This window comes from Pedobacter nototheniae, assembly GCF_032678625.1.
Taxonomy (GTDB): domain Bacteria; phylum Bacteroidota; class Bacteroidia; order Sphingobacteriales; family Sphingobacteriaceae; genus Pedobacter; species Pedobacter nototheniae_A.
This window is the reverse complement of the sequence record NZ_JAVTSO010000002.1, coordinates 953,325-970,663: the sequence shown is the minus strand read 5'-3', so window position 1 is coordinate 970,663 and position 17,339 is coordinate 953,325. Positions and strand designations below refer to the sequence as shown.

Sequence of the window (17,339 nt, the reverse complement as noted above, 5' to 3'; positions counted from 1 at the left end):
GTATTAAACGTCGAAATATAATTTTAATTTTTTTAAATAGTGAAAATGTATCTAAAATGATGATTTATTTCTGTTAAAGAGAATGAATCAGCACAAAAAATCCCGGATGAATTTAAACATCCGGGATTGAATGGGTTATTTTAGAAGTTACTTCATTTTTGAAGTGATTTCTTTAGCCATTACAGCATGTTGTTCTATAACTGCTAATGTACTTGTAGCCCAGGCTTTAAGTTTACTATCTTTATTTTGCATACCTTCTTTAAACAAGGCTACGGTTTTATCGTGGTCTGTTACCATCATATCCATATAATGTTTATCAAAAGCGTCACCTTTCATTTTTTTCATTTCATCCAGGTGCATTTCTTCTTCTTTAGGCAAAGCATCAGGTGTAATAATTTTTTTCTCCACCGCAAGTGCTTTAAGTTCTGTGTTGGCCTTGGTATGATCTTTTAACATCGTACTGGCGAAATCCTTTACCGATTGGCTTTTTGCATTGGTTTGGGCAATTTTGGCGGCTTCAATTTCCATAATTCCGCCAACTGCAGCTTTCCTCAAAAAGGTTGCACCGGCTTCATCCAAGCCCGATTCAGTACTTTCCGAACCTGTAACGTGAACGCCATTTACCATGGTGGTATCGCCAGATACACTATCTTTTGTAGTTGATGATTTTTTATCTGCGCTTTGGCAAGCCTGAAAAGTTACGGCAAAAGCAATTGCCGTTCCCAGTAAAAATATCTTTTTCATGTTTTTCGTTTTGATGTGTATTGACAACAAGCCATCACGAAAAAGGTTTGTCTTAATTTACTGGATTATTCAGCACTGTAGGGGTTTTTAACCACAATAGCCATAAGCCTTTCTGGGTTTTGTATGGGTTCAAAACCAAACTGACTGTACAATCCATGGGCATCCAGGGTACCTAATCTGTAACTTCTTAAACCTTGTAAATCCGGGTGGAAGATCATGAACGACATTAGTTTTTTTGATAAGCCTAAACCGCGGTAATCAGTTTCTATATAAACATCACAAAGCCAGGCAAAAGTAGCACGATCGGTTACCCAACGTGCAAAACCAACCTGTTTATTATCCCGGTAAACCCCGAAACAAAGTGAGTTTTCAATGGATTTTTCAACCGTTTTTAAGGGGATGTTTTTAGCCCAGTAAGATTCTTTACTCAAATAGTGATGAATGGCTTTTACCTCTAAAAGCGCTTTATCATCCGAAAAAACAAAACCATTTTCACTTATTTCCATTTTGGCCCGGCTTATTGCTTGTTTTTTTAATTACGCATATTAATATACTGCAAAGGTTGTCCGAAGTCTTCGGTACGGCAAAGGTTAATTACAGCCTGTAAATCATCGATTTTTTTTGCAGTTACCCGCACCTGGTCGTCCATAATAGATGGCTGTACTTTTAATCCGCTGGCTTTAATTTTGGCAACCACTTTTTTGGCGGCTTCTTTATCCAAACCTTCTTTTATACTAATTTCCTTGCGGATCATATTGCCTGAAGCCTGGTGTTCATCTCCAAAATCAAGACTTTTAGGGTCAAGATTTTGCTTCATCATACGTGAAATGATCGAACCTTCAATGGCTTTTAAACGCATATCATCTTCGGTAACGATGGTTACAATGTTTGTTTTTTTATCCAACTCGATGGTGCTTTTTGAACCATTAAAATCAAAACGGTTTAAAATTTCCTTTTTAGCATTGTTAATTGCGTTATCAAGGGTTTGGGCATCAACTTTACTTACAATATCAAAAGAAGGCATGGTTTTAGCTTTAAAGTAAAAAAATAAGTAGATTTAAGAGAATTTAAATCCACCTCACAAAAAAACGAAAAATATTATGAAAACCACTAAAACCAAGTCTCAAAAAAAACCAGGAAAAAAAGCTGTAAAAAAGGAATTAGAGCAATCCATAACGAGTCAGTTTTTAGATGTTATAAAGAGTTTAGGACATGATGTTTCTGACATTAGTACTGAAGTAGCTAAAGCAAGTAAGCGCGTTGCCAGAAAATTATCCAAAAAGTTTAGTTCGGTTAAAGATGCGGTTGGAGATAAAATAGATGAATTAAAACCTGTTGTTAAAAAAGAAAAAAAAGAAATTAAAAAAGTAGCTGATAAAACGGTAAGTAAGGCCAAGAAAACATTAACCAAGGCCGAAAAAACTGCCGAAAAAGTGGTAAAAAAAGCAGTGTCTAAAGCTAAGCCTGTAGTTCAAAGTGTTAAGGTAAAGGCTATTGCTACGGAGAAGAAAGCTGAAGAAGTGTTAACTAAGCCTTTGGCCAAAGCAACAGCGGCAGTAAAAAAAACAACGGATAGTGTAGTTGCCAAAGCAGCACCGGTAAAAAAAGCTGTGGTTAAAGCAGTAACTCAACCTGCAAAACCTGCGGTAACTAAAACTGTTGCAACAAAAGCGGCAACAGCTGCTAAACCGGTTGTAAAAGCTGCTGCAACAATAAAAAAGGTGGTTAAAACAGCGGATAAAAAATAGATTTGTTAATATTAACGTATCGATGAATTAACATCGATTTAACAAATTAATGTGCAGCTTTGAACATCCCTGTTTATACGGGGATTTTTATTTTTTTAAATGAGCAAAAAGAGGATACCATTTTTTAATCGCGAAATCAGTTGGTTATATTTTAATGAACGTGTACTGCAGGAAGCAGCAGATGAAAGTGTGCCGCTAATTGAACGAATAAAGTTTCTTTCTATATTTTCTTCCAACCTGGAAGAGTTTTACCGGGTGCGGGTAGCCACCATGACCCGCTTAACAAACCTTAACGAAAAGGCAAAAGCTTTACTTGGTTTTAATCCGAAAAAAATTCTCAATGAAATAAAAAACATTGTTGTAAAGCAGGAGCGGAGGTTTGATCAGCTTTTTCAGGCTACGTTAATAAACGAACTTGCGCAAAACCGGATTTTTATTTTAAACGATACCCAGCTTAATGTAAGCAGGGGCGAATTTGTAAGAAACCATTTCAGGGATAAAATTTTATCCAATCTGGTGCCAATTATGCTGGACATGGATAAGCCTTTTCCAGAGCTTAAAGATCGTTACCTGTACTTTTTTGTGAAATTATCCCGCAAGGATAATAAGATAAAAGAAAAGTATGCACTTATTGAAATTCCACCCAGTTTACCCCGGTTTTTGGTGCTGCCTGAAACCAATGGGTTGAAGTTTATCATTTTAGCAGAAGATATTATCCGCTATTGTTTAGATGATATTTTTTATGTGTTTACTTACGATAACCTGGAAGCCTACTCCATTCAGCTAACCCGAGATGCGGAACTGGATATTGATAAAAATATTAATGATAAATTTATAGAGGACTTAAAAAGCAGTTTAGAAAAACGAAAAAAAGGTAAACCTATGCGTTTGCTTTACGATTCTGCGATGCCTTTAAATATGCTTACTGTTTTGGTGAATAAACTTAAACTGGAAGCAGAAAGTTTAATTCCGGGTAACAGATACCATAAATTTGGCGATTTTATTGCCTTTCCAAATGTTGGCGGTAAAGAGTTGGAGTATGCACCAAATTTGCCTTTAAAGGTTCATGGCTTGCATAGAACGGAAAGTATTTTTAATAAAATTGCGCACCGGGATTACCTGGTGAATTTACCTTACCAATCTTACGATTACATTATTCTTTTCCTTCGTGAGGCTGCGATAGATCCAAAAGTTACTGAAATTCAAATCACCTTATACCGTCTGGCCGAAAATTCTAAAGTAATTAATGCACTTATCAACGCCGCTAAAAACGGCAAAAGTGTTTCTGTTTTATTAGAGTTAAAAGCACGTTTTGATGAGCAGGCAAATATTTTCTGGACAAGCCGTTTAATGGAAGAGGGTGTTAAGGTAAATTACGGTTTAACAGATTACAAAGTCCATTCGAAAATCTGTTTGGTTAAACGGATGGAAAAAGATAAACCAGTTTATTACGCAAACCTGGCAACAGGTAACTTTAACGAGAAAACGGCAGGTTTATATTGCGATCATAGCATTTTTACCTCGAAGAAAGAAATAACCAACGATTTGGTTAAACTTTTTGATGCGTTGAATAAACGTACAGTTACAAAAGGCTTTAAACATTTAATTGTTTCTCCTTTAGAAAGCAGGTCAAAGCTGGTTAATTTTATAAATCGCGAAATCCGCAATGCTAAACAAGGGAAATTAGCCTATATTTTATTAAAAGTAAATAGTTTAGCGGATGAAGGCCTTATTACAAAGCTTTATGAAGCCAGCAACGCAGGCGTAAAAATTCAGTTAATTGTAAGGGGAATTTGTTGTTTAGTACCCGGTATAAAGGGTTTTAGCGAAAACATTACCGCCATTAGTATAATTGATAAGTTTTTAGAACATGCAAGGGTTTATATTTTTAGCAATAATGGTAAAAACGACATGTATCTTTCTTCTGCCGATTTAATGAGCCGGAATTTTGAACATCGCGTAGAAGTAGGGTTTCCGGTACTTGATCCTGATGTTAAACAGGAAATCCAGGATATTATTGATTTGCAATTACAAGACAATACCAAATCGCGCCAAATTAATTCATTAAACAATAATAAATATCATAAAAACAGGTTGAGTAAAAAAATACGGGCACAAATTGATATTTATAACTACCTAAAAACCAAGCATCAATAATATGTTACGATACGCTGCTATAGATATCGGTTCGAACGCCGTGAGGTTACTCATTGCCGATATCAGCAAACAAGACGGAAAATATAAATACAAAAAAAATACATTAATACGGGTGCCATTACGCTTAGGCGATGATGCTTTTTTAAATCAAAATATTTCTGCCAGAAAATCATCCGAACTGGTAAAAACAATGATGGCTTTTAAAAACCTGATGGATGTTTATAATGTATCAGAATATTTAGCCTGCGCCACTTCTGCCATGCGTGAGGCCAAAAATGGTGCTGAAATTGTTAAACTTATTAAGGCAGAAACTGACCTTACACTCGAAATTATTGAAGGGCAACGTGAAGCTAATATTATTTATGCCAATCATATTGAAGAAGAGCTGGACGAAAATAAAACTTATTTATACATTGATGTGGGTGGAGGTAGTACCGAACTTTCTGTGTTTGTAAAAGGCGCGCCGGAGGCTTCAAGGTCGTTTAATATTGGTACCATTCGTATGCTCGATAACCAGGATAAAGAAGAAACCTGGGAAGAAATGAAAGTTTGGGTAAAAGAGAATACTAAAGCTTATAAACAGCTTGCAGGCATTGGAACAGGTGGAAATATTAATAAACTTTTCCGCATGTCTGACGAAAAAGAAAATGCACCACTTTCGCTTCAAAAGTTAAATGCCATGTATAACCGTTTAACAGGTTATTCGTTAAAAGAGCGTATTAACGATTTAGGTTTGAATCCCGATCGTGCAGATGTAATTATTCCGGCCTGCGAAATTTATTTAACCTTAATGAAATGGACTGGAATTAAACAGATTTACGTACCTAAAGTAGGTATGGCCGATGGAATTATTAAATTACTGATTGAAGAAAATTTAGGTAACCTGGACTAACATTTAATCTTTTTTATAATGGTAAGCCAGTTTCATGAAATTTTTAACTTCATCATTAATATCTTCTTTAAAATAGATTCTTAAATGGTGGTTAAACTGATTGGAATTTGGAACTTGTCCAATTTTTATAAAGCATAAATTATCTTCATATGGTTTATCAAACTGAAAAACGATATGAATGAAGTTTTTGCCCACTTGCGTTAAATAAGCCATTTTATACTCGCCTTCAATAGCGATCATAGTTTTGGTTGGGCGTAAGTTAATTTTACCGATTTTTTCATATTCATCCATAAAAAAACGGAATAGCGATAAAGCATATTCCGTTTTTCCGTTTAATATGCCTGATAATTGAAATGGCTCAGACATATTAATGTTATTAGTTTTCTAATAATTTGGTAGCTGCTTCATCAACAAACCAGGTTAATTTACCATCAATAGGATCGATTAATTGCGATGGGTAAGTATCTACATCTTTTTCCTCATCGCCAATTACATGTTTTAAAGCCTCTGCCTTACCTTCGCCAAATACAAGGAAAGCCACATTATCGGCTTTATTAATTAAAGGTGCAGTTAAACTTATTCTGTAGGTATTTAGTTTTTCTACAAATACAGCTGCTACCGTTGCTTCCTCATCTTTAACTAAACCGGTATGCGGGAAAATTGAAGCCGTGTGGGCGTCATCACCCATTCCTAAAAGGATAAGATCGAATACAATATCGCTGCCATCAAAGTGTTTATCTAACGCTTTTTTATACTCTATAGCAGCTTTTTCTGGTGCTAAAGTCGTATCGATATAAAAGATATGGTCTTCAGCTGTTCCTAAGCCTTCAAATAAAGCTTTTTTCGCCATTAAACCGTTGTAGTTTTGATCATCAGCGGGTACATTACGCTCATCGCCAAAAAAGAAATATACTTTTTCCCAGTCAATTCTGTCTTTACATTCAGTGGCTAAAAGGTTGTAAAGTGCTTTTGGAGAGTTTCCGCCGGTTAATACAAAATTAAAGCGATCGTTTTCTTCAATAGACATTTCAGCAATTTTAATTACGTAATCTGCTAAATCCTGATTGAGTTCTTCTAATGTTTTATAAATAAGTAAATTCATTTTTTTGATTTCTTCTAATGCATGATTGATTGTTGCGTGCCTCGTAATGACGATGAACTTAAACGCAAAATCATTATGTAATCTTAATCTTTGTTCTTCAATGGTAAATTAAACCAATGGAAACCATCCCTGGCAATTAATGCCTCTGCTTCTTCAGGTCCCCAGCTATCGGCAGGGTAATTAGGGAAGTTGATTGATTTTTTGCTTTCCCAGGTATTTAAAATTGGCATTACCAATTCCCAGGCGGCTTCAACCTGATCGCCACGCATAAATAAAGTCTGATCGCCCATCATGGCATCCAGTAATAAGGTTTCGTAGGCTTCAGGCGTGTCGCTATCATAGGTGCCTTTATAGTCAAACACCATATCAACAGGGTTTAAAACCATATCTAAGCCTGGTCTTTTAGCTTGTACCTGCATACGGATACTCATTTCTGGCTGAATACTGATTACCAAACGGTTTTGCTGCCAGTTTTCAGTTACGCCCGAAGAAAAAATCTGGTGCGGTACGTCTCTAAATTGAATAGTAATTAAAGAAGAAGTTTGATTTAAACGTTTTCCGGTTCTTAAGTAAAACGGAATTCCCTGCCATCTCCAATTATCGATATGAAATTTAACAGCAGCAAAAGTTTCAGTATTTGAATGTGGATCAACACTGTTTTCCTGGCGGTAACCCGGTACTTCTTTCCCTTCAACCCAGCCTTTGCTGTATTGACCGCGAACAGTATTGAAACGAATGTCTTCAGGAGAAAAAGGACGCATTGCTTTTAAAACTTCAACTTTGCGGTTGCGAATTTCATCAGCATCAAAATTAATCGGTGCTTCCATTCCAATTAAACAAAGCAATTGTAAAAGGTGATTTTGAATCATATCCCTTAATGCACCAGCACCTTCATAATAACCGCCACGATCTGCAACACCTAATTGTTCTGTAACCGAAATCTGAACGTGATCGATGTACGATCTGTTCCATAACGGTTCAAATAAAGCATTTGCAAAACGGAAAGCCATCATATTCTGAACAGTTTCTTTACCCAGATAATGATCAATACGATAAATTTGTTTTTCGGTAAAGATGTTGCTCAATAAAGCATTAAGTTCTTTTGCGGATTCTAAATCATGCCCAAAAGGTTTCTCAATTACAATACGGCTATTATCTTCATTCTGGGTTAATTTATATTTTTGAAGACATTCTGCAATTACCGGAAAGAAATTAGGGGCAACAGCAAGATAGAAAATCACTTGTGTTTCTGGCCCGTATTCTTTTTGATATTTTTCTACAGCACCTTTCAGGTTTTCAAAAGTTTTTGGCTGTGCAAAATCGGTAGGGCAGTAATGAATGGTATTGCCAAATTGTTCCCACTTATCTTTTTTAACTTTTCCAGTACGGGAAAACTCATTAACGGCGTCTTCAAGAGCGCCTTTATAACTCTCGTCGGTAAATTCTGTTCTTCCGGTACCAATAACAGCAAATTTTTCGGGCATGTAGCCTTCTATAAATAAGTTGTATAAAGCCGGGGCTAACTTTCTTTTATTTAAATCACCTGTACCACCAAATATTACAAATATTGTTGGGTTTAACGCGGTTTTGGTTTTCATTTTATTTTTCGGATTGTGAGTCTAATTTTAGGATAATTTATTCCAGTCTGCATGAAAAACACCCGGTTGATCAATACGTTCAAAAGTGTGTGCGCCAAAGAAATCGCGTTGTGCCTGGATTAAATTAGAAGGCATTCTGCCTGTTGTAATCGTATCGAAATAAGTTAGGGTAGAAGCGAAAGCAGGAATACCAATGCCTGCATTTACACAGGCCGAAACGGTTTTACGAGTACCCGCTAAAGTACTTTTTATAATTTCCTGAATGCCTGAATCTCCGAATAAATGTTCTAAGCTATTGTTTTTCTCGTAAGCCTGGTAAATATCCTCTAAGAATTTAGCTCTGATAATACAGCCGCCCCTCCAGATTTTTGCAATTTCTTGTAATTTTAGATCGTATTGATATTCTTTAGATGCCTGAACCAAAAGGTGCATTCCCTGTGCGTAGGCACTAATCATAGAAAAATAAAATGCATCTTCAAGTTCATCAACGGTAACGTCGATTTTGCCATCTTTTTTACCGAAAGCATTTTCTAAAGAAACCCTTAAATCTTTAAATTTAGAAAGGTCGCGGTTAGAAACAGCTTCGTTAATTGTTGGAATAGGCAATTGTAATTCCATTGAAACTTCTGATGTCCATTTGCCTGTACCTTTAGAACGGGCTTCATCTTTAATCTGATCCAACAGATCGTTTTGAGTTTCAGTATCTTTAAAAACAAAAATTTCGGCCGTAATTTCTAATAAAAAAGATTGAAGTCTGCCTTCATTCCATTTTTTAAATACATCATAAATTTGCTGGTTGGAGTAACCTAAGCCATTTTTAAGAATACCATAAACTTCGGCAATCAGTTCCATAATGGCATATTCAATCCCATTGTGTACCATTTTAACAAAATGGCCAGATGCGCCCGGGCCAATGTAAGTAACACAAGGATCGCCATTTACTTTTGCCGCAATGGCGTCAAAAACATCTTTTACAACGTTGTAGGCTTCCTTATCTCCGCCTGGCATCATACTCGGACCAAAACGTGCGCCTTCTTCGCCACCTGAAATACCCATACCAAAGAAGTGTAAACCATCTTTTTCAAGTTCATCAACACGACGGTTGGTATCGGTAAAGTGTGAGTTCCCGCTATCAATAATAATATCGCCTTTGCTTAAAAGTGGTTTTAATTCTGCAATTACACTGTCTACAATAGGACCAGCCGGAACCAATAAAACTAAAGTACGCGGCGTTTGCAGGTGACTGATAAAATCTTCTATATTGTCAAATCCTTCCAGTTGATGGGCTTTTCCTTCTTCTTCAAGTTTGGCGATCATTTTATGATCTTTATCATAACCTGTTACAGAAAAACCTTTATCAGCCATATTTAACAATAGATTACGGCCCATTGTGCCTAAACCTATCATTCCTAATTTATATTGTTTTGATTCGTTACTTGCCATTTTTAATTTATTATGTACCCAAAATTAGGGTTTACAATTTAATATTGAAGATATTGATGTTAAATGATTGTAATAAAAGAGGTATTATTTTGATTGAGGTTTCACGGTAACAATATTATATTTATCCGCCAGTTTCCAGAGTTTGGCACCACCTTTAATACCATCTCTGTTGGTTACAATTTTGATATTATCTTCCAGTTTAAAATCTATTTGTTTTGAGTTACCGCCACCAATGTATAAAGCATCGTAGTTAAAAACAGTTTTATAGGTTTCAATTACCTTTTTTAAGCGTTTATTCCATCTTTCAGTTCCGATTTTTTCAAAGGTTTTATTTCCGATATAATCATCATAATCTTCCTCTTTATTAATCGGGAAATGGGCCAGTTCTAAATGGGGAAGGAGTTCTCCATCAAAAAGTAAAGCAGTTCCAAAACCTGTACCTACAGTAAATACAATTTCGAAGCCTTTACCTTCTACAATGCCTAAGCCTTGCTGGTCGGCATCATTTACCAATCTAACCGGTTTATTTAATGCATCGGCAACACGTTGGGCCAAATCTACATCATCCCATTTGCCTTTGGCCAGGTTAGGAGCGGTTTTAACAATTCCGTTTTTTATATAACCCGGAAAACCAATCGAAACACGGTCGTAGGTTAAAGGAATGGGCTTAATCAAGTCTTCAATACCCGTTACAATATCTTTTGGCGTAGCACCATCAGGCGTTTTGCTCTTCATATATTCCGAAAGCATATTGCCATCTTCGTCTAACAATACCGTTTTTATACTCGTTCCGCCAATATCAATTGATAATATGTTTGTATTTTCAGCCTTTTTCTTAGTAGCCATTTTATTGTGTTTTATAATATGTAGTTTACAAATTAATTAAAACAAAAAAGATTAAACGAATAGAATGTAAATAAAATTATAAATAATAATCTATTAAATCCATGTAATTAGTAGATTATTGTTATGTTTGCGATACCTTATTTGTTTATTCAACCGTTAAAAAATGCATAACGTAAACTATTTAGCTTTTGCCATCCCGGCGTTCTTTTTGTTTGTTTATATTGAATATAAGATTGCCGGGTACAGGAAAAGAACTGATGTTTTTAAGTATGAAAGTACGGTTGCCAATTTTAGTGTAGGCATTGCAGAGCGTTTGCTAAATCTTTTTATTGCGGCCAGTTTTTACCAGGTTTATCAATGGGTGTACAGCAATTACGCTATTTTTGATATCCCCAATAAATGGTATATATGGATTTTATTATTGCTGGCCACCGATTTAGTTTGGTACTGGTACCACAGGTTGGGGCACGAAATTAATTTTTTGTGGGCTGCACATATTGTTCATCACCAAAGTGAGGAATTTAATTTATCGGCTGCTGCCCGGATTACAACCATACAAGCTATTTTCAGAAATGTATTCTGGTGTGTACTGCCTTTAATTGGCTTTCATCCCAATATGATTATAAGTATTTTGTTAGTTCATGGTGCTTACTCATTTTTTACACATACACAATTAATCGGTAAAATTGGCTGGCTCGAAAATATATTCATTACGCCATCTTTACATGGTGTTCATCATGCATCAGACGAAAAATACTTAGATAAAAACTATGGAGATGTATTTGTTTTTTGGGATAAAATTTTCGGAACTTTTCAAACAGAAGAAGAAGCCCCAAAATACGGCTTAACGCATCCAATAAAAAGCTATAGTTTTTTATGGCAGCATTTTCATTACTATCTGGAAATTGCCGAAGCTTATAGAAGAGCTGATGGTTTTAAGGCAAAATGGAAAGCGTTATTTGGTAGTCCGGCTTATATGGATCAAAATATACGTCCGGTTTTAGAGGATCGTTATTTCCAAAGTAAAGAAAACGATGGCTCTAAATTTAAGTTTAAGGCCTATTTAAATGCTCAGCTTATTTTAGTTGTTGCAATTTTAACTTTTACGACTATGTTATACAACAACATAGATGATTTATCTAAATGGGCTGTTCTTGTATTTACATTGATTACGTTAATTAATATTGGTGCTCTTTTGGAGCAGCGAAAATGGATTTACTACCTGGAATGTTTAAGGTTAATCTTAATTTTTGGATATGTATTTTATAGTTTTGACATTTTCGGGTTGGTGATTATTCCTGTGATCACTTTAATTATCTTAGAACGTTTATTTGCTTTAAGCAGTTTGTACAAAAAGTATGTATTGGATTTAGAACCTAACCGAATTAATACTTAGATAATCTAAATGCAAAGTTAATTTAACATTATCCTAATGTTGGCAGGCTAATTTAGCCAGCAAATGAGGGATGGATATTTAAGTAAAAGTGATGAAGACCTAATGGCTGTGCTGGGCAGTGGAGATAGCCTTGCGCTTGAAACACTTTTTAACCGTTATTACCCTGCATTGTGCAAATTTACGTCCATTTACATAAAAGATTATAGCAAAGCAGAGGAACTTATAGCTGATTTGTTTATGAAGTTGTGGGATAAAAAAAGTATGCTGCAAATTAAATCCCTTAAACAATATCTTTTCGTATCTGCCCGAAACCTGGCTTTAAATGAAATACAAAGAGCAAAAATAAATATTTTTAGTTTAAATGATCAGGATGAATCTTTTATGTTGCCTGATACCCATTTGAATCCACATGATTTGCTTGCCAGCCGGGAATCATACAAAGAAATTTTAGCGTTGATTAACCAACTTCCGGGGCGCCAGCGTGAAGTACTTTTAATGAGCAGGGTAGATCTTCTTGAAAAAAATAATATCGCCGGAATTTTAGGTATATCTGTAAGAACGGTTGAAACCTTGTTATACCAGGCGGTTAAAAATTTTAGGTTATTGGTTTCAAACACCAATCAACGATCGAAAACTTAACCGGGTAGAAAATCTTTAACGGTTACAACAAATCTTCTTTAATAAAACAACCACACTTTACATTTTCTTAATAATTACTTAATCTTTTCTGCTACGTATCTAAGCCAATAATCCTGTCTTACCATCAGAACAGATTATTAAATGGATCAGCATTATTACAAGTTAATAGAAGATTACAGTAAAAAAAACATAAGCAACGAAAACCTCTCAGACTTAATGGTATGGGTAGGTGAAAGTGGCGAAAACCAACAAGCTTTCAGGGAAGTACTGCAAGCCTTTGAAACTGCGGAATATTATTTAAGTAAACCTTTAAACCAACAAAATGGCTGGCTTTCCATTCAGCAGCATATAAGTCAAGAGCCAAAGAAAGCGGTTCCTGCATTAAAAATAAGGTGGCAGAAGTGGATTAAAGTTGCTGCTGCAGTTGTTGTATTGGCTACAGTACCACTTTTATATTTTTATAACCAGCGTAAAAAGCAACCTATAGAAATTGCGTATAACGAAATTTATAATCCAAAAGGCCAAAAACGTTTGGTAACCATGCCTGATGGTTCTAATATCTATTTAAATGGCGATACCAAAATTCGCTACACCCAAAATTTTAACACAGGTAAACGAATTGTTTACCTGGAAGGCGAAGCTTTTTTTGATGTTCAACACCGGGTAAAGCAGCCTTTTGTAGTCCGTACCGGCAAAGTGAGTACTACGGTTTTGGGTACTTCATTTAATGTTAATGCATACAAATCCTTAAAAAACATTACGGTAACCGTTCAAACCGGAAAGGTTGGGGTTGTGGTTAAAAATCAAACCAAAGCAAATCAGGTTTACTTCCTTCTGCCAAATGAACAATTGAGCATTTCGGTTGATGGTAAAACCGTAGAAAAGCAAACTGTTGATGCATTGGAGTTTAATAACTGGCGTGAATATAAAATGGCTTTTTATGATAAAACCCTCGAAGAAATTGCCCAAACCATTGGACGGGAATATGATTTAGATATCCAGGTTAAAACTGAAAAACTAAAGAAAGTAAAACTTACCGCCAGGTTTGATAAATGTTCTGTACTGCAAATTATGGAAATGATATCCAAGCTTTCTGGCGCAAAATATACAATCTATGAAAATAAAGTAATCATTTATTAACAAGCAATTTAAAGAAATAGATATGATATAAAATTACTAAAAAAAGAAAATGGCTTGAAATGCTGGACACATTCCAAGCCTGGAAAAACTGTTTAAACTCATTTGAAAAAAGTAAAACTTAGTAAAGATATGAAAATTAATACCCGATGGATAAAGATTATCCATCAGTACCCGTCAAAAATTATGGTTTTAATTACGGTTATGATGGTGCAATTGCTTTTAATCTCGAAACCTGCTGAAGCACAAACAGATAAAAAGATTTTATTTGAAGCAGATGGAATCAGCTTTAAAAAAGCTTTTGAAAATATTGAAAAGCTTAGTGGAAAAAGCATTAATTATAACAATACACAGCTTAATGATCAGAAAAAAGTATATATAGCGCGTGGTTTGCGCAGTTTAGAAGAGATTTTTACATTGATTTTGAAAGATTTGCCCTTTAATTATAAAATTACCGGGACAAGCATTTTAATAACAGCCAAAAACTCTGCTACTGGCCGGCTGACTGGAAAAATTGTAGATGAAAATAACGAGGCCGTTCCTGCTGCTACCATTAAGATTGTAGAACTTAATAAACTGGCACAAAGTGATAACGAAGGTAATTATGCAGTGGCAGCCGAAGCTGGAGTGTATACCGTTGAAGCTCGTTATATTTCTTATGAAACTACAAAAATACAGCAGGTAAAAATTACAAACGGCGGTACTACCAAATTAAACATGCAGATTAAGCCTGCCGAAAATTCGCTTAACGAGGTTGTCGTTACAGCCTTAGGTATAAAACGTGAAGAGCGTGCACTGGGTTATGCCGTAACCAAGATAGATAGTACGCAATTAACAGATGCGGTATCTACCAATTGGACTGATGCACTTTCGGGCAAGGTTGCGGGTTTAAACCTGATTAGATCAAACAGCGGGCCTGCAGGTTCTAATAAAATTATTTTACGGGGGGAAAACAACCTCACAGGCGATAATGAAGCCTTAATAGTAGTAGATGGCGTGGTTATTAATAACAGTGGCGGGCGCCGTACAGCCAACGGTTCTGATGGTGTGTATGGTACAGGTAGCGACAATATGCCTGCTGATTATGGAAGTACCATTAACGATATTAATCCTGACGATATAGAAAGTGTTACGGTGCTTAAAGGTCCGGGGGCAGCGGCGCTTTACGGGCAACGCGGTGCAAATGGAGCCATTATTATTACAACTAAATCCGGTAATTCAAAAAGAAAACATGTAAACATTAAGTTTACTTCAAACGGATCATTAGAATCTGTTAACCGCTGGCCGGATATGCAATATGAATATGGGCAGGGAACTGATGGCGCAAATTATTATTCGTATGGAGCAAGTGCCGATGGCGCAAGCACCAGTGGTACCAGTTCTGCATACGGCCCTAAGTTTGAAGGGCAAATGTTTTTTCAGTATGATCCGGTTACGCAAACACAAAGTAAAGTGAGAACACCTTGGGTACCTTACAAAAATCAAATCAGGGATTTTTTTGATACCGGACAAAACTTAACCAATTCATTAAGTTTGGATGGAGTGTTAAACACCACTACAGCACGTGTTTCCATTACTAATCAAAATAATACCTGGATTATTCCTGAAACAGGTGTAGAGCGTACAACAGTATCTTTATCTACCAGTACCGATATTACTAAAAAGCTAAAGTTTACAACCAAAATAAATTACGGAAACAGGTTTAGCGATAATTTGCCGGGTGCAGGATACGGTAATCAATCTTTAATGTACTGGTTTATTTTTTGGCAGCCAAGCGCAAACCTGGATTGGATTAAGAATTACTGGACTAACGGTCAGGAAAATCTTAAAATTAAATATCCTTACAGTTCATATCCTGAAAATCCTTATGCGGTTGTAAATGAGTTTATTAATAAAACCCGACGCAATAACATTACCGCCAATGCACAGGCCAGTTATCAGTTTACTAAAGAATTGAGTTTGCAATTGCGTTCGAGCATCGATTTATCCTCAGAAAAACGGGCCCAGGAACGTCCTTACGATGCCGGTACCAGGTTAACTCAGGGTTCTTACCGCACGCAGGATATTTATTCGCAGGAAACAAACTTTGATTTCTTAGTCCATTACGATAAAAAGATTAATAAAGATATTCAGATGAATCTTTCTGTAGGTGGAAGCCAGTTAAGAAACCGGTACGATAAATCTGATCTTCGGGCTGATGGTTTAAAAACCCCGGGGTTATATGAGTTAACAAACAATTTATATCCGCTTACGTCTATTCCAGATACCAGCAGGTACAGAATTAATAGCTTTTACGGAATTTTATCTACCAGTTATAAAAACTATTTATACCTTGATATTACCGGGCGTAAGGATTGGAGCAGTGTGTTAGCCACCTTAACGAGGACAGATAATGTTGGCTTTTTCTATCCGTCGGCCAGTGCAAGTTTTATACTTTCAGATTTCTTTAAGCTACCTAAAGCAATTAGTTATGCAAAGTTCAGAGCTTCCGTATCGCAGGTTGGTAGCGGTGGTACAACGCCTTACCGTACAGCTTATACTTATTCGCTGGCTTCAAACGGAATTTATCCGGATAGCGCTTTACAGAACCCAACAATATTACCTAATGAAAACCTTAAGCCTTTAAAAACGACAACCTATGAAATTGGTACAGAGGTTAGGTTATTTAAAAACAGACTTGGTTTTGATGTGGCCCTGTATGCCGGTAATACTAAAAATCAGATTTTAACCCGTATTGTCGATCGTTCTTCCGGATATAACCAGGCGATTATAAATGCAGGTCAGGTAAATAACACCGGTATTGAGGTTGCGTTAAATGCAAGTCCAATAGCCAATAAAAATGGATTTAACTGGACAATTAATGCAACTTTTGCAGCCAACAGAAACAAAATAAAAGCCTTATCTGATAGTTCTATTATTTTAAGAACCGGGCCAATCGGCGGTGGGCAAATTGTGGCCAAAGTTGGTGGAAGCATGGGCGATTTATATGGCCGTGGCTATGTTCGAGATCCTGATGGTAATGTGGTATTTGATGCAACTACAGGTTTTGCTAAAATAACCAATGATGTGGTTTACTTAGGTAATACAATGCCTAAATATAAATTTAGTATTGGAAATACTTTTAACTACAAACAGTTTAGCTTAAATGTATTGTTCGATGCACAGGTAGGCGCAGTGGCACACTCTTTATTAAACTATAAAATGGTTGAGCAGGGTAAGTTAACTTCTACGCTTCCGGGCAGGTACAACGGTATCGTAGGCAATGGTGTGGTGCAAAATGCGGATGGTACTTACCGCAGGAACGATGTTATTTCTTACGACGTTGATGGTTATTACCAATCTGTTATGGGCTCAGATAATGCTGAAGGAAGTACTTTTAGCACTGATTTTATTAAATTCAGAGAGGCCTCATTCAATTATAAGTTTAAACCAAAAATGCTTAAACGAATGGGTTTATCCAGTGCATCAATCGGTGTGTATGGACGTAATCTTTTTATCTGGTCGCCATGGCCAATGTTCGATCCCGAATTTGGAACACTTAGCGGTTCTGATATTGTAACAGGCTTTGAAATTGGTCAGTTCCCATCTACCCGAACTTATGGTTTTAACTTATCAATCGGTATTTAATTTTTCAAAA

General features: G+C 36.1%; 15 protein-coding genes. 7 read left to right on the top strand and 8 right to left on the bottom strand.

All coding sequences use genetic code 11. The annotated features are described in order from the left end of the window. Positions 1-147: 147 nt before the first annotated feature. The 3 genes from R2Q77_RS09920 to R2Q77_RS09910 all read right to left on the bottom strand — a co-directional run bounded on the left by R2Q77_RS09920 (position 148) and on the right by R2Q77_RS09910 (position 1,768). The gene (locus R2Q77_RS09920; protein WP_316803566.1) at positions 148-744 is read right to left on the bottom strand and encodes a DUF4142 domain-containing protein; all 597 of its coding nucleotides are present in this window, start codon (positions 742-744) and stop codon (positions 148-150) included. Positions 745-809: 65 nt separating this feature from the next. Next, positions 810-1,250: a GNAT family N-acetyltransferase gene (locus R2Q77_RS09915; protein WP_316803565.1), complete on the bottom strand. Its 441-nt coding sequence runs from the start codon at positions 1,248-1,250 to the stop codon at positions 810-812. Between the two features lie 26 nt (positions 1,251-1,276). After that, positions 1,277-1,768, bottom strand: coding sequence for a YajQ family cyclic di-GMP-binding protein (locus R2Q77_RS09910; RefSeq protein WP_131537922.1), 492 nt, complete (start codon positions 1,766-1,768; stop codon positions 1,277-1,279). 76 nt (positions 1,769-1,844) lie between these two features. Between R2Q77_RS09910 and R2Q77_RS09905 the strand changes: the two genes are divergently transcribed. The 3 genes from R2Q77_RS09905 to R2Q77_RS09895 all read left to right on the top strand — a co-directional run bounded on the left by R2Q77_RS09905 (position 1,845) and on the right by R2Q77_RS09895 (position 5,541). Next, positions 1,845-2,492 (top strand): hypothetical protein, encoded by a 648-nt coding sequence (locus R2Q77_RS09905; protein WP_316803564.1) that lies wholly within the window; start codon positions 1,845-1,847, stop codon positions 2,490-2,492. Positions 2,493-2,591: 99 nt separating this feature from the next. Next, complete coding sequence (gene ppk1, locus R2Q77_RS09900) at positions 2,592-4,649, top strand: polyphosphate kinase 1 (RefSeq protein WP_316803563.1); 2,058 nt, start codon at positions 2,592-2,594, stop codon at positions 4,647-4,649. A 1-nt stretch (position 4,650) separates the two neighbouring features. Further along, on the top strand, positions 4,651-5,541 hold the full coding sequence (locus R2Q77_RS09895) for an exopolyphosphatase (protein ID WP_316803562.1): 891 nt from the start codon (positions 4,651-4,653) through the stop codon (positions 5,539-5,541). A 3-nt stretch (positions 5,542-5,544) separates the two neighbouring features. Here the strand turns inward: R2Q77_RS09895 and R2Q77_RS09890 are convergent, their stop codons facing one another. From R2Q77_RS09890 to R2Q77_RS09870, 5 genes are all read right to left on the bottom strand, one after another. Next, positions 5,545-5,907, bottom strand: a complete 363-nt coding sequence (locus R2Q77_RS09890; RefSeq protein ID WP_316803561.1) for a DUF5655 domain-containing protein — start codon at positions 5,905-5,907, stop codon at positions 5,545-5,547. A gap of 10 nt (positions 5,908-5,917) precedes the next feature. Then, the gene (pgl, locus tag R2Q77_RS09885) at positions 5,918-6,643 is read right to left on the bottom strand and encodes a 6-phosphogluconolactonase (protein ID WP_316803560.1); all 726 of its coding nucleotides are present in this window, start codon (positions 6,641-6,643) and stop codon (positions 5,918-5,920) included. Positions 6,644-6,726: 83 nt separating this feature from the next. Further along, positions 6,727-8,241, bottom strand: a complete 1,515-nt coding sequence (gene zwf / locus R2Q77_RS09880) for a glucose-6-phosphate dehydrogenase (RefSeq protein WP_316803559.1) — start codon at positions 8,239-8,241, stop codon at positions 6,727-6,729. 27 nt (positions 8,242-8,268) lie between these two features. Next, complete coding sequence (gndA, locus tag R2Q77_RS09875) at positions 8,269-9,684, bottom strand: NADP-dependent phosphogluconate dehydrogenase (RefSeq protein ID WP_316803558.1); 1,416 nt, start codon at positions 9,682-9,684, stop codon at positions 8,269-8,271. Between the two features lie 84 nt (positions 9,685-9,768). Continuing rightward, positions 9,769-10,530 (bottom strand): ROK family protein, encoded by a 762-nt coding sequence (locus tag R2Q77_RS09870; RefSeq protein WP_316803557.1) that lies wholly within the window; start codon positions 10,528-10,530, stop codon positions 9,769-9,771. 163 nt (positions 10,531-10,693) lie between these two features. Here R2Q77_RS09870 and R2Q77_RS09865 point away from each other — a divergent pair, with 163 nt between their 5' ends. From R2Q77_RS09865 to R2Q77_RS09850, 4 genes are all read left to right on the top strand, one after another. Next, on the top strand, positions 10,694-11,926 hold the full coding sequence (locus tag R2Q77_RS09865; protein WP_316803556.1) for a sterol desaturase family protein: 1,233 nt from the start codon (positions 10,694-10,696) through the stop codon (positions 11,924-11,926). A 63-nt stretch (positions 11,927-11,989) separates the two neighbouring features. Beyond that, complete coding sequence (locus R2Q77_RS09860) at positions 11,990-12,565, top strand: RNA polymerase sigma factor (RefSeq protein ID WP_316803555.1); 576 nt, start codon at positions 11,990-11,992, stop codon at positions 12,563-12,565. A 141-nt stretch (positions 12,566-12,706) separates the two neighbouring features. After that, positions 12,707-13,705, top strand: a complete 999-nt coding sequence (locus tag R2Q77_RS09855; RefSeq protein ID WP_316803554.1) for a FecR family protein — start codon at positions 12,707-12,709, stop codon at positions 13,703-13,705. Between the two features lie 129 nt (positions 13,706-13,834). Next, positions 13,835-17,329, top strand: a complete 3,495-nt coding sequence (locus tag R2Q77_RS09850) for a SusC/RagA family TonB-linked outer membrane protein (RefSeq protein WP_316803553.1) — start codon at positions 13,835-13,837, stop codon at positions 17,327-17,329. Positions 17,330-17,339 lie beyond the last annotated feature (10 nt).